Genomic DNA, 15,132 nt, shown 5'->3' with positions numbered 1-15,132 from the left:
AAATGCCGTATAACAAACTTAAATAGAGATGCTGCGAAAAATCCGGATCGTTGCGGCGGTCCTCTTCTTTCTGCTGATTACCCTGCTGTTCCTCGACTTTACGGGGACGCTCCATGCGTGGTTCGGGTGGATGGCGAAAATCCAGTTCCTGCCCGCCCTGCTGGCCGTGAACGTCGGCGTGGTGCTGGCGCTCGTGGCGCTGACCCTGCTTTTCGGACGGGTCTATTGTTCGGTCATCTGCCCGCTGGGGGTGATGCAGGACATCGTGTCGTGGTTCGCGGGGCGGCGTAAAAAGCACCGCTACCGCTTCAGCTACTCCCCCGCGCTCACGTGGCTGCGCTGGACGATGCTGGCGGTGTTCGTCGCGGCGATGCTGGCGGGCGTCGGCTGGCTGATCGCTCCGTACAGCGCCTACGGCCGGATCGCATCGAATCTTTTCGCACCGATCTATGCGTGGGGCAACAACGGGCTGGCCTGGATCGCCGAGCGGATGGACAGCTACGCTTTCTATTCGGTGGAGGTGTGGATGAAGAGCCTCGGGATGTTCCTCATCGCCGTCGTGACGTTCGCGGGGCTCTCCTTCCTCGCCTGGCGCAGCGGACGCACGTGGTGCAATACGGTCTGTCCGGTGGGAACGCTGCTGGGCGTGTTGTCCCGCCGCTCGCTGTTCCGGCCGCGTTTCGACGTGTTGAAATGCAACGGCTGCAAACTCTGCGCCCGCAGCTGCAAGGCGTCGTGCATCGACCCGGCGAACCATACGATTGATTACAGCCGCTGCGTGGCTTGCATGGACTGTCTCGAATCCTGTCATCAGGGAGCCATCACCTATACCTTGCGGCGGCCGGAACGGCCGTCGGCTTCCCCTGCCGGGGAACCTCGGACCGACGCTTCGCGGCGCCGGTTCTTCGGCGTGCTGGGGCTCTTCGCCTATACCGCCCTGCGTGCGCAGGAGAAAAAGGTCGATGGCGGACTGGCCGTGATTGAGGAGAAGAAGATCCCGGACCGTGCCGTGCCGATCCTGCCTCCGGGAGCGCAGAATCTGCGCCGCTTCACGACGCATTGCACCTCGTGCCAGTTGTGCGTGTCGGCCTGCCCGAATCAGGTGCTGCGTCCTTCGGGGCGGCTGTCGATGCTGATGAAGCCCGAGATGTCGTATGAGCGCGGCTATTGCCGTCCGGAGTGCGCCCGCTGCGCCGAAGTGTGCCCCACGGACGCCATCCGCCTCGCGGACCTCGCGGAGAAGTCGGCGACGCAGATAGGCCATGCGGTGTGGATCGCCGAAAACTGCGTGGTCAACACCGACGGCGTGCACTGCAACAACTGCTCCCGCCATTGTCCCGCGGGGGCGATCAAGATGGTGCCCCGCGACCCCGGCGATCCGCAGTCGCCGCGCATTCCGGCCGTGCTCGAAGAGCGTTGCATCGGCTGCGGAGCCTGCGAGAACCTCTGCCCGGCGCGTCCGTTCAGCGCAATCTATGTCGAAGGCCACCAACGTCAGCGAATCATCTAAAAAGCGAAGAGATGGAGAAGAGAAAGATAGACCGCCGCGAGTTTCTGAAACTCTTCGGTGCCGGGGCCGCCGCCGCGACCGCGGGGATTTACGGCTGCGGAAAGCGGGGCCCGGGGGCTGCCGCCGCTGTCGGTGAAGTCCCGACCGACCGGATGACTTTCCGGACGACGCCAGCGACCGGCGACCGGGTGTCGCTGCTGGGATACGGCTGCATGCGCTGGCCGCTGCTGGAGACGCCTGCGGCCGACGGGAATCCGATCGACCAAGAGGCCGTCAACGAGCTGGTCGATTATGCCGTTGCCCACGGGGTCAACTATTTCGATACGGCGCCCGTCTACGTGCAGGGCTTTTCCGAAAAATCCACGGGCATCGCCCTCAAACGCCATCCGCGCGAGAAGGTGTTCGTCGCCACGAAGATGTCCAATTTCTCGAATTTCACGCGCGAAAATTCGTTGGCCATGTACCGCCGGTCGATGGCCGAATTGCAGGTCGATTATCTGGACTACTACCTGCTGCACTCGGTGGGCGGCGGCAAAGGCGTGGAGACCTTCAACGAGCGGTTCATCGACAACGGCGTGCTCGACTTTCTTCTGCGCGAACGCGAGGCGGGGCGCATCCGCAACCTCGGGTGGTCGTTCCACGGCGACCGGAAGGTCTTCGACCATCTGCTGGCGATGCACGACCGGGGCGAGGCCGTGTGGGACTTCGTGCAGATACAGATGAACTACGTCGATTGGAAGCATGCCGGGGGCCGCAACGTCAATGCCGACTACCTGTACGGCGAGTTGGAGAAGCGCGGCATTCCGGCCGTGATCATGGAGCCGCTGCTGGGCGGCCGTCTCTCGCGGCTGAACGACCATCTGAGCGAACGGCTCAAAGAACGCCGTCCGACGCAGAGCACCGCTTCGTGGGCGTTCCGCTTCGCGGGGTCCTACCCCGGGGTGCTGACCGTGCTGAGCGGCATGACCTACATGGAGCATTTGCAGGACAATATCCGCACCTATTCGCCGCTCGAACCCTGCACCGACGACGAACTGGCGCTGCTGGAGGACACGGCGCAGGTGATGCTGAAATACCCCACCGTGCCCTGCACCGAGTGTCAGTACTGCATGCCCTGCCCCTACGGACTGGACATTCCGGGGATTTTCGCCCACTACAACCGCTGTGTGAACGAGGGCAACGTCCCGAAAGACCGGCAGGACCCTGCTTACCGGAAGGCCCGGCGGGCGTTTCTCGTCGGCTACGACCGTTCGGTGCCGAAGCTCCGGCAGGCGAGCCATTGCATCGGCTGCGACCAATGCGTGTCGCACTGCCCGCAGTCGATCAAAATCCCGCAGCAGCTGCGCCGCATCGACCGTTTCGTCGAGCAGCTCAAACGGGGAACTCTCTGACGCCCCGCATACGGCCCCTCCCCTTGGAGGGGCTTTTTTTACCAAATGTTAATTTTTGCCCGGCCGCAAGCGCGTATCTTTGCACACCGAAAAACGAGCCTTATGAAAGACAGTATTGATTTCGGCAGCATGGACATTTCGAAATTGTTCCGCAAACTGCTGATTCCTACCGTGCTGGGGATGATTTTCTCGGCCGTGTTCGTCATCACGGACGGGATTTTCGTGGGCCGCGGCATCGGCAGCGACGCTCTGGCCGCGGTTAACATCACCGCCCCGCTGTTCCTCATCAGCACAGGCGTCGGACTGATGTTCGGCGTCGGGGCCTCGGTCGTGGCCTCGATCCACCTCTCGCAGGGGAAAGTCAAGGTCGCGCGTATCAACGTGACGCAGGCCGTGGTGGTTTCGTCGCTGCTGCTGGCGACATACAGCTTCCTCATTACCTGGTACGCTCCCGCAGTTGCCCGGTTGCTGGGCAGCTCGGACCGCCTGCTGCCGCTGGCCGTGGAGTACATGCACTGGTTCGCGCCTTTCCTGCCTTTCAGCGCCCTGCTCAGCTCGGGGATGTTCTTCATCCGCCTCGACGGGTCGCCCAATTACGCTATGCTTTGCAACGCCGTTCCGGCGGTCATCAATATCGCGCTGGACTACGTGTTCATCTTCATCTTCGGCTGGGGAATGACGGGCGCCGCGCTGGCCACGAGCCTGGGCTATATCGTGGGTGCGGGGATGATCCTCGTCTATCTGAGCGGCCGCCGGCGGGTCGTGCGTTTCTGCCGTGTGAAACTGAGCCGCAAAAGCATGCGCCTGACCTTGCGCAATGTGGAGTACATGTGCCGGCTGGGGCTCTCGACCTTCCTGTGCGAAGGAGCCATTGCGACGATGATGTTCGCCGGGAACTACGTCTTTATCCGCTATCTGGGCGAGGACGGCGTGGCGGCGTTCAGCATCGCCTGCTATTTCTTTCCGATTATCTTCATGGTCTACAATGCCATCGGCCAGTCGGCACAGCCGATCTTGAGCTACAATTTCGGCGCGGGCAACGACGCACGTGTGCGCAAGGCGTTCCGGCTGGCGCTGATGACGGCCCTGACGGCCGGACTGGGTTTCTTCGGCGTGACGGCGCTTTTCAGCCGCGAAATCGTGGCCATGTTCATCGACAGCGCCTACCCTGCTTACGACATCGCCGTCCGGGGGCTTCCGCTGTTCGCGTCGGGATTCGTCTTTTTTGCCGTGAACATCGTGGCGATCAGTTATTTCCAGAGCGTCGAGCGGGCGCGTCCGGCCATGTTGGTCACCCTCCTGCGCGGATTCGTCTTCATGGTGCTCTGCTTCTTCGGACTGCCCCTGTTGCTGGATGTCGAGGGCATCTGGCTGGCCGTGCCGCTGGCCGAGGTGCTTACCTTCGGGGTCGTCATGGCGATCTACTATCGGACCCGCTTGAAAAGCAGGTTTTAGAGGGTTGCAGGATGGCTTGCGGCTGAAAAGGGGCCGGTTGTTCGATTTTGTGCTATCTTTGTCTTCTCAAATCTGTAAGGCATGGAGGCTTTTATCGAAAAATTCAGCCGGAAATACAACCTTCCCCCTGAGGAGTGCCGGCGGCTCGTGGAACGGATGGAGCGACGGACTTTCCGGAAGGGCGAATGTGTGGTCCGCGAGGGCGAACGCAATTCCGATTTCTACGTCGTGAGCCGCGGCATCTGGCTGGGCCGCTACTGCAACGACGGCGCAGATGTTTCGGTGTGGTTCGCCGGCGAGGGCGAGGCGCTCTTTTCGACGTGGGGATATGTCGGCAACGCTCCTTCGCAGATCACCATCGAGGCGATGTGCGACGCCGAGCTGTACGGCATCGCCAAAGCCGATCTGGAGGAGTTTTTCGCCTCGTCGGTCGGGGCGGCCAATTTCGGACGGCGGCTCTTCGAGGAGCAGTTTATGGCGCTTGAAAACTGGATTCTTTCGGGTGGGGCCCCGCGGGCCGAGGAGCGTTACCGGACGCTGATGGCCGAGAGCCCTGAACTGTTGCAGGTCGTGCCGTTGAAACACATCGCCTCCTACCTCTGGATCACGCCGCAGTCGCTGAGCCGCATCCGGGCCAAACTGGGGAAGAAAAAAGGCTGACCGTCGGGGTCAGCCTTTCTTTTCGTGCTCCGGGGTATCCCATCCGCCGCCGAGGGCCTTGTAGAGCCCGACCAGCGCCAGATGTTCGTTGCGCACGGCCTTGCTCTCCTCGACCTGCGCGTCGAAGAATTTCCGCTGGGCGTCGAGTACGTCGATGTAGCGGATCACCCCGTTTATGTACTGCAACTTGGCCAGCACGACATACTGCCGGGCCGCCTCTTTGAGGTTGAATTTCAGTTCGGCGGTCCTGCGCATGTTGCGATAGGCGACCACGGCGTCGTTAACCTCCCGGAAGACCTCCAGCACCTTCTGTTCGTAAGCTAGCCGCGCCTGGTCGTAGGCCGCCAGCGCCGCGCGGTATTTCGCCCGTTTCGATCCGAAGGCGAACAGCGGCGCCGTGAGGTTGCCGACGGCATAGGAGAACGGGGATTCGATGAGTCCTTTGAGGGCGTCGTTTTCGAGCCCTCCCGTCAGCGAGATCGTCAGCCGCGGGAACCGGTCGGCATAGGCCATGCCGGCTGCGGCCATTGCGGCTTTCAGATTCTGCTCGGCCTGCCGCACGTCGGGACGGCGCTGCAACAGCGTCGAGGGCACTCCTATGGCCAGCGAGTCGGGCATCGTGACATTCAGGTTCATCTTGCTGCGCGACACGCGGGCGGGATAGCCTCCCGCGAGCACCGAGATCTGATTTTCCTTTTGGGCGATTTTCAGTTCGAGGTCGGGAATCAGCGCCGAGGCGCTCGCCAGCTCGACTTTCGCCTGCTGGTAGGCTGTCTCGGAGGTCAGGCCGCCTTCGAAACGCAGCCGGGCCTGCCGCATGCTCTCCTCGCGGGTCTCCACCGTGCGGCGCACCACGTCCAGTTCGTGATCCAGCGCCGTCAGCTCGAAATAGGCCGTGGCCACTTCGGCGACGAGCGTCATTTGCATGGCCCGGGCCGCCTCGACCGAGGCGAGGTATTCCGCCGCGCCCTTGCGTTTGGCCCACCGCAGGTTGCCCCACAGGTCGGCTTCCCAGCTCAGGGTCGCCTTGACGCTGAATTCGGCGTCGCTCTTGTGGGCCTCGCCGTAATAGTCGTTGGTCTCGTTGTCGGCGAGCACCAACCCTCCGAGCGACGGCAGCCGGGCCGCCTTGCTCACCCGGTAGAGCTCCTCCAGCTGGCGGATGCGCGCTTCGGCGGACTGCATGTTGCGGTTGCGGTCGAGCGTGCGGCCGATCAGCCGGCAGAGCGTCGTATCGGTGTAGACCTCCCACCAGGCCATGTCGCCGATGGTCAGCGAATCGGTGCGTCCGGCGACGATCTCGGCGGGGAGGTTCAGTTCCGGGGCCGGGCATTTCTTCTGCACGGAGCAGCCTCCCGCCAGAGTCAGCAGCAGGGCTCCGAAGATATATAAAGTGCTTCGTTTCATCGCGTACTCCATTTTTCCTTCAGTTTATACACCCAGACGAAGAACAACGGCACGAAGACGATGCCGACGGTGATGGCCACCAGCATGCCGAAGAAGACGCCCGTGCCGATGCCCTGCCGGCTGGCCGATCCGGGACCGCTGGCGAAGACCAGCGGCAGCATGCCGAGGATGAAGGCCAGCGAAGTCATGACGATGGGCCGGAAGCGCAGGCGTGCGGCCAGAATGACGGCCGTGAGGATGTCGCGGCCCTTTTCGACTTCATCCTTGGCGAACTCGACGATCAGGATGGCGTTCTTGGCCACCAGCCCCACCAGCATCACCAGTCCGATCTGGAAGTAGATGTTGTTCTCCAGCCCGCAGGCCCAGTTGCCCAGATAGGCGCCGATGCCTGCGATCGGCAGCGAGAGGATCACCGCCACGGGGATCAGCCAGCTTTCGTACTGCGCCGCGAGGAACAGGAAGACGAAGAGGAAAGCCAGCGCCAGCACGTACCCGGTCTGGCCGCTGACGTGTTTTTCCTGATAGGAAAGGCCGCTCCACTCGACGCCGATCGACTGCGGCAGGTGGCGGCGGGCGATCTGTTCGAGGATGGCCATAGCCTGCCCCGAGCTGTATCCCTGAGCCGCCTCGCCCGAGACGGTCGCCGCGTTGAACATGTTGAAACGCCGGATGGTGCCCGGTCCCGTGGTGTAGGAGGTCGTACCGAGGGCCGTGATGGGGATCATCGCCTTGTCGGCGCCCCGCACGAAGAAGAGACCCAAATTCTCCCGCTGGGCCCGGTACGGGGCTTCGGCCTGGATGTAGACGCGGTAGATGCGGTTGAACATGTTGAAGTCGTTGACGTAGACCGATCCGGTGAAGGTCTTCATCGTCGAGAAGATGTCGGCCATCGGAACGCCGAGCATCTGGGCCTTGTCGCGGTCCACGTCGAAATAGAGCTGCGGGATGTCGCTCTGCATCGACGACGAGAGGCCCGTCAGCTCCTTGCGCTTCGAAGCGTAGTGCAGCAGCGTGTCCACGGCCCGCTGGAGGTCGCCGTACGAGGCGTTGCCGCGGGCTTCGAGCACCATTTCGAAACCGCCCGAGGCGCCCAGTCCCGGAATGACGGGCGGCGTCGAGAGGTAGACCTTGCTTTCGGGATAACGGCGCATCTCCTCGCGGATGTCGTTCATCAGCCGGCGGATGTCCGAATTTTTGCGCTCCTCCCACGGTTTGAGGATCACCGTCAGCTGGCTGCGCGACTGGTTGGTGCCCACGCGGGGGCTCGATCCGGTGACGTTGAGCACGTATTCCACCTCTTCGAGCGACATCAGGTACTCCATAGCGCGGTCCGTCACGCGGCGCGTACGTTCGAGCGTGGCCCCTTCCGGAAGTTCCAGTTCGACGGTGAAATAGCCTTGGTCCTCCTGCGGCATGAAGCTCTGGGGAACGATCCGGTTGAGCGCCCACAGCGCCGCGAGCGTCAGCCCGAAGAGCGCCAGCATGCGTTTCGAATGGTGCACGCCGCCGCGGATCATCCGTTCGTAGAACTTCGTTCCGTTGGCCAGCCAGATGTTGATGCGGCGGAAAAGACGGTTTTTCTTTTTGCCCGGATCGGGGCGCAGGATCAGGGCGCAGAGGGCCGGCGAAAGCGTCAGGGCCACGAACGTCGAGATCAGCACCGAAACGGCGATGGTGATGGTGAACTGGCGGTAGAGCTGGCCGGTGATGCCCGAGAGGAAGCTCACGGGAACGAACACGGCGCACAGCACCAGCGACGTGGCGACGATGGCGCTGCCCAGTCCGCTCATGGCTTTCTTCGTGGCTTCGTACGGGGAGAGCCCCTCTTCGTCCATCGTGCGTTCCACGGCTTCGACGACCACGATGGCGTCGTCCACGACGATGCCGATGGCGAGGATAAGTCCCAGCAGGGTCATCATGTTGAGCGAGAATCCGAAGGCCAGCATCACGCCGAACGTACCGATCAGCGAGATCGGCACGGCTATCGTCGGGATGAGCGTCGCGCGCCAGTTTTGCAGCGAGAGGAAGACCACGAGGATCACCAGCAGCAAGGCTTCGAACAATGTGTGGTAGACCTCCTTGATCGACTGCGAGATGTAGGAGGTCATGTCGAACGGAATCTTGTAGGAGATGCCCTCGGGGAAGCTGCGGCTGATCTCCTCCATCGTCTCGCGCACCGAGTGCGCCACCTCCATGGCGTTGGCGCCCGGCAGCATGTTGATATTCATCACGGCCGCATTGCCGCCGTTGATGCCGCTCTCGGTGCTGTACGACGAGGCTTCGAGCGAGATGCGGGCCACGTCCCTGAGGCGGATGAGCGATCCGTCGGGGTTGGCGCGGATGACGATCTCCTCGAACTCGCGGACCGACGAAAGGCGTCCGCGGGCGGTGATCGGGATCGTGACATCGAGGTCCGTGATGGGCTGCTGGCCCAGTACGCCCGCCGCCGATTCGCGGTTCTGGTCTTTGAGTACCTTTTGCAGGTCCTGGACCGTCAGTCCGAGGTTGGCCAGCCGGTCGGGCTGCACCCAGATCTGCATGGCGTAGTAGCGGCTGCCGACGTTCGAGACGCTGCCGACCCCCTTCACGCGGCGCAGCATGTCCAGCACGTTGAGCGTGGCGTAGTTCGAAAGGTATATCTCGTCGAACTTGGGGTCGTTCGACAGCAGCGTGATGGTCATCAGGCGGCTCGAAGCCTGCTTCTCGACCGAAATGCCGTTCTGGATGACTTCGGCCGGAAGACGCGCCTCGGCCTGCTTCACGCGGTTCTGAATCTCGACGGCCGCCAGGTCGGCGTCCGTGTCGATGTCGAACGTGACGGTGGCGGAGAAACCGCCCGAGTTGCTGCTCGTCGATTCCATGTAGAGCATGCCGGGCGTTCCGTTGAGTTCCTGTTCGATGGGCGTGGCGACGGCCTGAGTCACGGTCTGGGCGCTGGCGCCGGGATACGATGCCGAAACCTTCACCACCGGGGGCACGATGCGCGGATACTGGTCCACGGGCAGCAATACCAGTCCCAGCAGGCCGACGATGACGATGATGATGGAGAGAACGGTCGAGAATACGGGCCGGTCGATAAAGAAATCCGATTTCATGGCTCGCTATTTTTCAGACGCCTCCGTCTCGGTTACGCGACTCTTTGCAGGGGCCGGCACGGGGTCCACCTTGTCGCCGTGGGTGAGCTTGTGGAAGCCCTCCACGACGATCTTCTCGCCGGGAACGACGCCCCGTTCGACGATCACCCGGTTATCGACCTCGGGGCCGAGTTCGATCATGCGGCGCTCGGCGATGCTGTCGGGCCGTATGACGAAGACATAGGCGCCGCCCTTCTCGATGACGACGGATTTGGTCGGAACGACCGTGGCGTCTTCGCGTACGTCCAGCAGCAGGCGCACCTTGGTGATCTGCCCCGGAAGCAGGATGCGGTCGGGGTTGGCCATCTCGGCCCGCACGGAGAAGGTTCCCGTTTCGGGATCTACCTGCGGATCGGCGAAGTCCACGAGCCCGCGCAGCGGATACTGCGTGTTGTCGGCCAGCGTGATGGTGATGTAGGGGTCCCACTTGCGTGTGGAGTCTTTCTGGCCCAGGTTGACGTTGCGGGCCCTGCTTTTGAGGTAGTCGAGACCCGTCATGCTGAAATCCACGCGCACGGTGTCGCTCTTGACCACCGTCGCCAGCAGCGATTTGCCGTTGGGACCCACGAGCGTCCCGATGTCCACGCTGCGCTCGGAGATGTAGCCCGAGATCGGCGAACTGACGGTGGTGTAGCTCAGGGCCGTTTCGGTCTGCGTGAGGTCGGCCTCGCTCATCGCCACGGCCGCCGTGGCGCTTTCGTAGGAAGCGATGGCGTTGTCGAGGTCCAGTTGGCTCGCGGCGTTCTGCTCGTAGAGCGGACGGATGCGCTGCAAGTCGCGCTCGGCTTTGAGGGCCATGGCCTTGTCCTTGTTCAGCTGGGCCCGGGCCTTGTTGGCGTGCGCCCGATAGAGTTTGGGGTCGATGATGAACAGAGGCTGTCCCTTGCGGACATAGGTGCCCTCTTCGAACATCATCTTTTCGAGGAAGCCCTCGACGCGGGCGCGGATTTCGACGAACTGCTGGGCGCGGATGCGTCCGACGTATTCGCCGTAAAGTTCTATATCGTCGGTCTGGACGGGTTCGACCTCGACCACCGGCCAGACGGGTTTTGCGGGCTCGGGACGCAGCCACCACCACAGCCCTCCGGCCGCCACGACGGCGGCTCCGCCGAGGATGATCCAGGTGCGTTTGGAAAAGCGGCGGACCCTGCCGCCTGCCTCTTTGCCCAGTTCCAGCGTGCGGCGTCCTGTCAGGAGTGCCTGCTGCCTGATTTTATCACGGGATATTTTCATTGCTTGACATCGTGTGTATTGATTGCCTGGTTCGGATGTCCGGTATTTGGATTGCAAAATTAGGATTTTTTGTCAATCTGCCTCTCCTCCCGGTGCAAATCGGGCGAATATGATGCCGAAATGCCTGTTTTTGTTAAGAAAAGGTGTAATAACGGTAATAAAATCCGGAATCCGTATACCGAAAGACCGGAAAAACGGGTTTATATTTGTACATTGTCAAAACGCTATTACGAATGTTCCGCCGAAAAACAAAACGTGTCATGCTTCTGCTTCTCGGAATCGTCTGTCTGCTGGCCGCTGCGGTCGCGCTCTTCATCCATCGACCTTCGTTCGGACGGCTGCCCCGCGGGGAGCGGCTGGTCCGGATCGAACGCTCGCCCAACTACCGCGACGGGCAGTTCCGCAACCGGGAGCGCACCCCGCAGATCACCGCGGACCGGGGACGTGTGCGGACCATGCTGGGATTCCTGTTCCGTTCGACGGAGAACCTGCGTCCGGCGGTGCCCGTGGCTGCTGTCAGGACCGATTTGCGGGAGCTCGACCCCGCGCGGGAGCAACTGGTCTGGTTCGGACACTCCTCCTACCTGATCCTTTCGGGCGGGCGGCGGATTCTCGTGGACCCGGTTTTCCGGAGCGCCGCTCCGCTGGGGTTTCTGAACAGGGCCTTTCCGGGCAGCGACCTCTACCGCCCGGAGGATATGCCTGCGGTAGATCTGCTCGTCATCACCCACGACCATTGGGACCATCTCGATTACCGTACGGTCCGCGAACTGAAAGACCGCATCGGAAAGGTCGTCTGTCCGCTGGGTGTCGGCGAACATTTCGAACGCTGGGGATTCGCTCCGGAGCGGATCGTCGAACTGGACTGGGACGAGGATGCCAGCCCCGTGGAGGGAATCCGGGTCTTCTGCCTGACATCGCGTCACTTCTCGGGCCGGGGGCTGAATCCCAATAAGTCGCTGTGGGCCTCCTTCCTGCTGGAGACCTCCGCGCGGAAGATCTATATCGGCGGCGACGGCGGTTACGGAAGCCATTTCGCGCAGATCGGAGAGCGCTTCCCGGAGATCGACCTCGCCGTTCTCGAAAACGGGCAGTACGATGCCGACTGGCGCTATATACATACGCTGCCCGATCATCTGCCGCAGGCCGTGGCCGACCTGGGAGCCCGGAAGGTGCTGACGGTCCACCATTCGAAATACGCTCTGGCGCGGCATCCGTGGGACGAGCCGCTGAGGACCGCTGCGGCGATGGCCGGGCACGAGCCGCCCGCGGTTCTGCAACCCGTCATCGGGGAGGTCGTCGGACTCTGACGAAAAAAAGAGAAGCCGCCGGAATCTCCGGCGGCTTCTCCATCTCATGCCAGCAGGCGTTTGCGCTTGCAGAAGCGTTCGCACTGCCGGGCGATGTCGTACCCCAGCATGGCGCCGAGCATGAAGTCCTCCTCGGGCGTCAGTTCGTTGAGCGGCTTGTGGACGAACGTTCGCACCGCGTTCAGGCACAGCCGGTTGCCGAAATAGAGGTTGACCTTGCTGTCGGTGACGGGCTGGGTGAGGTGTTCGATCCCCAGCCGGTCGAGCCGTTCGCAGACCAGCACGGCGCACGTGCGGCACATCGTACACAGCACCAGACTGCGCACACCCTTCTGAAACTCGTAGATGTGGTGCATGAAGAGTTTCATCGAACCGTGGCGGCTGAAATCCTCGGCACTCATCGTCAGACGTTTCTGAGGTTCTCACACCAGGCGGCGAGGCGGGCGTCGGTCTTGCCCGGGTCGCTCTCGTCGATGGCCAGTCCGACGAACCGGCCGTCGCTGCACACCAGCGAGTCGGTGACGTCGTAGCCTTCGGGCGCATAGGAGCCGACGAACGTGCAGCCCGTGTCCTGCAATCCTTCGTAGATCAGCCCGATGGCGTCGCAGAAGGTGTCGGGATAGGAGCCGCTGTCGCCGCAGCCGAACAGGGCGACTTTCTTGCCGGCGAGGTCCTTGGCTTTCAGGGCGTCGAGGAAAGGATACCAGTCGTCTTGCAGTTCGCCGCTGCCCCATGTCGAGGAACCCAGCACCAGCAGGTCGTATTTGTTCGCCTCGTCGGCCGAGGCGTCCGCCACGTTGTGAACGTCGGCGGACGCTACGCCGAGCTGTTTGGCAATGTCCTGTGCGACGGCCTCCGTCGTGCCGGTCGTACTTCCGTAAAAAATTCCAGTCATCTCTTTCGGTTTTTTGGTTTTTCGCAAAGTAACGACATTCTCCGGCGCGGGGCAATACCTATTTTTCGGGGTTTTCGGAGCATCCGGATACCGTTATTAAGCGATGCGACGGACGGCGGAAGCGGCGGCGGCTATCGGACGGGAGCGAGTACGGCGACGAATCCGCCTCCGGGTGCGAGGTGTATCTTCAGGGGTTCGACGGTGTCGATACGGATCGTTTCGCGCTTGTAGTCCGAGGCTTTTCGGTCGGCGTTCACACCGTCGCGGAAGATCGTCGCCTCGACCGTGCCGCCGATGCCCAGCGGCGCGAGATCGACCTCCACGTCGCGCGGCGTCCAGTCCGTGATGGCGCCGACGTACCACGTATCTCCGCTGCGGCGCGCCGAGACGATGTACTCGCCCATGCGTCCGCCGAGAATGCGCGTCTCGTCCCACACGGTCGGAATCGCGGCGATGAACTCCGTGCATTCCGCCTCGCGCAGGTAGTTCGTCGGCGAGTCGCACAGCATGTTCAGCGGCGAGTCGAGCACGACGTACAACGCCAGCTGGTGGCAGCGCGTGCCCTGGCTCATCGGCTCCGAGTTGACGGGACGGTAGTTCTTCCGTGTGGCGTTGCGCATGGCCCCCTGCGTGTAGTCCATCGGACCTGCGGCCTGACGGATGAACGGGATCGTCGCGTCGTACTTCATCTGATCCACCGATTCGGGGCTCCACTTCATCTGCTCCAGACCGTGCACGCCCTCGAAGTTCAGCACATTGGGCCACGTGCGGTTCAGACCCGCGGGTTTGTGTGTGCCGTGCAGGTCGAGAATCAGTCCGTATCGGGCCGCCGTCTCCGCCGCGCGGTGGTTGAAGGCGGTCATCTGTTGGTCGTCGCGGTCCATGAAATCGACCTTGAAGCCCTTGACGCCCATCTCCGAATAGTGTTTGCAGACATTATCCATGTCGCGGTCGAAGGCCCAGTAGCCGGCCCAGAGGATGATGCCCACGCCTTTCTGCCGTCCGTACTCCACGATCGCAGGCAGGTCGATCTCCGGGACTATCTGCATCAGGTCGGCCTTTTTGTTTACGGCCCACCCTTCGTCGAGAATCACGTATTCGATACCCTTCGCAGCAGCGAAGTCGATGTAATACTTATAGGTCTCGGTGTTGATTCCCGCCCGGAAGTCCACGCCCGAGATGTTCCAGGCGTTCCACCAGTCCCAGGCCACCTTGCCGGGCTTGATCCACGACGTGTCGTCGATTTTCGAAGGTGCGGCCAGCAGGAAGCTCAGGTCGCTGGCGGCGAGGTCGGGGTCCGTGCCGACGATGGCCACGCGCCACGGGAACGTGCGCGGAGCCTCGACCTTGGCGATGAACGCCTCGCGCTCTTTGACCACCATTTGCAGATTGTTGTATCCGCCTTGCTCCGTGCGTTTGGGATAGGGCGCGAAACGTGCCGTGAGGTGCTGCCCGCCGTCGCCGTTCCACAGATACATGCCCGGATAGTCGTTCAGATCGGTTTCGGTGATGCAGACCTTCATCCCGTCGCCGGCGTCCACGACCAGCGGCAGGAAGATCAGCCGTCCGGCGTCGAGCTTCGAAAGGGTCGTCTCGGTGTAGGTATTCTCGAACGAATTGCGCCATTGGGCGTCGATGTTGCCGGCATGGTCGCGTACATAGGGTACCGTCACGGCGCAGTCGGCGGGGAAACGGTATTCCGCCTGTTCGCTCACGATGTTGAAAGGCTTTTTCGCACGGCTCACGAAGCGGTAGGCAACGCCGTCGTCGTAGGCCCGGAATTCCACCGACCAGTCACCCCGCATCTTCAGCGTAAGGCCGTTGTAGCGGTCGCGGACCTCTGCCGAGCGGTAGAACGGCGACGGAATCGCGGTATCGACGCTCGTGCGCGAGACGCCTGCCACACGCGGGGCTATGCCCCACGTCGTGCCGTTGTCCAGTGTCAGCGAGAGCGGCGAAGCGTCCAGTATCGGTCGTCCGTCGAGCGTGACGGCATAGGCCAGTGCATCGCCCGCCGCGACGGTCGTCCGGAGACGCCCGTCGGGAGAGGTGAGCGTGTAGGTTTTCTGCGCCAGAGCGGGAAAGGCGCAGGCGACGGAGGCTGCAAGCAGCAGAAGCGTTTTTTTCATCGTTATCA

The 15,132-nt window shown here is 62.5% G+C and carries 11 protein-coding genes; 5 read left to right on the top strand and 6 right to left on the bottom strand.

Annotation, left to right across the window (positions count from 1 at the left end; genetic code table 11):
* Positions 1-28 precede the first annotated feature (28 nt).
* From NQ519_RS15855 to NQ519_RS15840, 4 genes are all read left to right on the top strand, one after another.
* Positions 29-1,510, top strand: a complete 1,482-nt coding sequence (locus tag NQ519_RS15855) for a 4Fe-4S binding protein (protein WP_019150186.1) — start codon at positions 29-31, stop codon at positions 1,508-1,510.
* A gap of 11 nt (positions 1,511-1,521) precedes the next feature.
* Positions 1,522-2,901 (top strand): aldo/keto reductase, encoded by a 1,380-nt coding sequence (locus tag NQ519_RS15850; RefSeq protein WP_019150187.1) that lies wholly within the window; start codon positions 1,522-1,524, stop codon positions 2,899-2,901.
* Between the two features lie 102 nt (positions 2,902-3,003).
* A complete protein-coding gene (locus NQ519_RS15845) occupies positions 3,004-4,356 on the top strand; it encodes an MATE family efflux transporter (RefSeq protein WP_019150188.1) in 1,353 nt (450 codons plus the stop codon).
* Between the two features lie 81 nt (positions 4,357-4,437).
* Complete coding sequence (locus NQ519_RS15840) at positions 4,438-5,016, top strand: Crp/Fnr family transcriptional regulator (RefSeq protein WP_019150189.1); 579 nt, start codon at positions 4,438-4,440, stop codon at positions 5,014-5,016.
* A 9-nt stretch (positions 5,017-5,025) separates the two neighbouring features.
* Here the strand turns inward: NQ519_RS15840 and NQ519_RS15835 are convergent, their stop codons facing one another.
* The 3 genes from NQ519_RS15835 to NQ519_RS15825 are packed head-to-tail and all read right to left on the bottom strand — an operon-like array spanning position 5,026 to position 10,790.
* Complete coding sequence (locus NQ519_RS15835) at positions 5,026-6,423, bottom strand: efflux transporter outer membrane subunit (RefSeq protein WP_026076406.1); 1,398 nt, start codon at positions 6,421-6,423, stop codon at positions 5,026-5,028.
* Complete coding sequence (locus tag NQ519_RS15830) at positions 6,420-9,518, bottom strand: efflux RND transporter permease subunit (protein WP_019150191.1); 3,099 nt, start codon at positions 9,516-9,518, stop codon at positions 6,420-6,422. Before NQ519_RS15830 ends, NQ519_RS15835 begins: the two co-directional genes overlap by 4 nt.
* 6 nt (positions 9,519-9,524) lie before the next feature.
* Positions 9,525-10,790, bottom strand: a complete 1,266-nt coding sequence (locus NQ519_RS15825) for an efflux RND transporter periplasmic adaptor subunit (RefSeq protein ID WP_019150192.1) — start codon at positions 10,788-10,790, stop codon at positions 9,525-9,527.
* A gap of 233 nt (positions 10,791-11,023) precedes the next feature.
* On the opposite strand from NQ519_RS15825, the gene NQ519_RS15820 reads away from it, so the two are divergent.
* On the top strand, positions 11,024-12,100 hold the full coding sequence (locus tag NQ519_RS15820) for an MBL fold metallo-hydrolase (protein WP_019150193.1): 1,077 nt from the start codon (positions 11,024-11,026) through the stop codon (positions 12,098-12,100).
* Between the two features lie 44 nt (positions 12,101-12,144).
* Here NQ519_RS15820 and NQ519_RS15815 read toward each other — a convergent pair whose 3' ends face one another.
* From NQ519_RS15815 to NQ519_RS15805, 3 genes are all read right to left on the bottom strand, one after another.
* Positions 12,145-12,501: a DUF2023 family protein gene (locus NQ519_RS15815; RefSeq protein ID WP_019150194.1), complete on the bottom strand. Its 357-nt coding sequence runs from the start codon at positions 12,499-12,501 to the stop codon at positions 12,145-12,147.
* Positions 12,502-12,503: 2 nt separating this feature from the next.
* Positions 12,504-12,995, bottom strand: a complete 492-nt coding sequence (locus tag NQ519_RS15810) for a flavodoxin (RefSeq protein ID WP_019150195.1) — start codon at positions 12,993-12,995, stop codon at positions 12,504-12,506.
* 131 nt (positions 12,996-13,126) lie between these two features.
* Complete coding sequence (locus NQ519_RS15805; RefSeq protein WP_019150196.1) at positions 13,127-15,124, bottom strand: glycoside hydrolase family 97 protein; 1,998 nt, start codon at positions 15,122-15,124, stop codon at positions 13,127-13,129.
* Positions 15,125-15,132 lie beyond the last annotated feature (8 nt).

It is taken from the genome of Alistipes senegalensis JC50 (assembly GCF_025145645.1).
In the GTDB taxonomy this organism is placed as follows: domain Bacteria; phylum Bacteroidota; class Bacteroidia; order Bacteroidales; family Rikenellaceae; genus Alistipes; species Alistipes senegalensis.
Note: the sequence above shows the minus strand (reverse complement) of the source record. Positions and strands in the feature narration are given on the sequence as shown.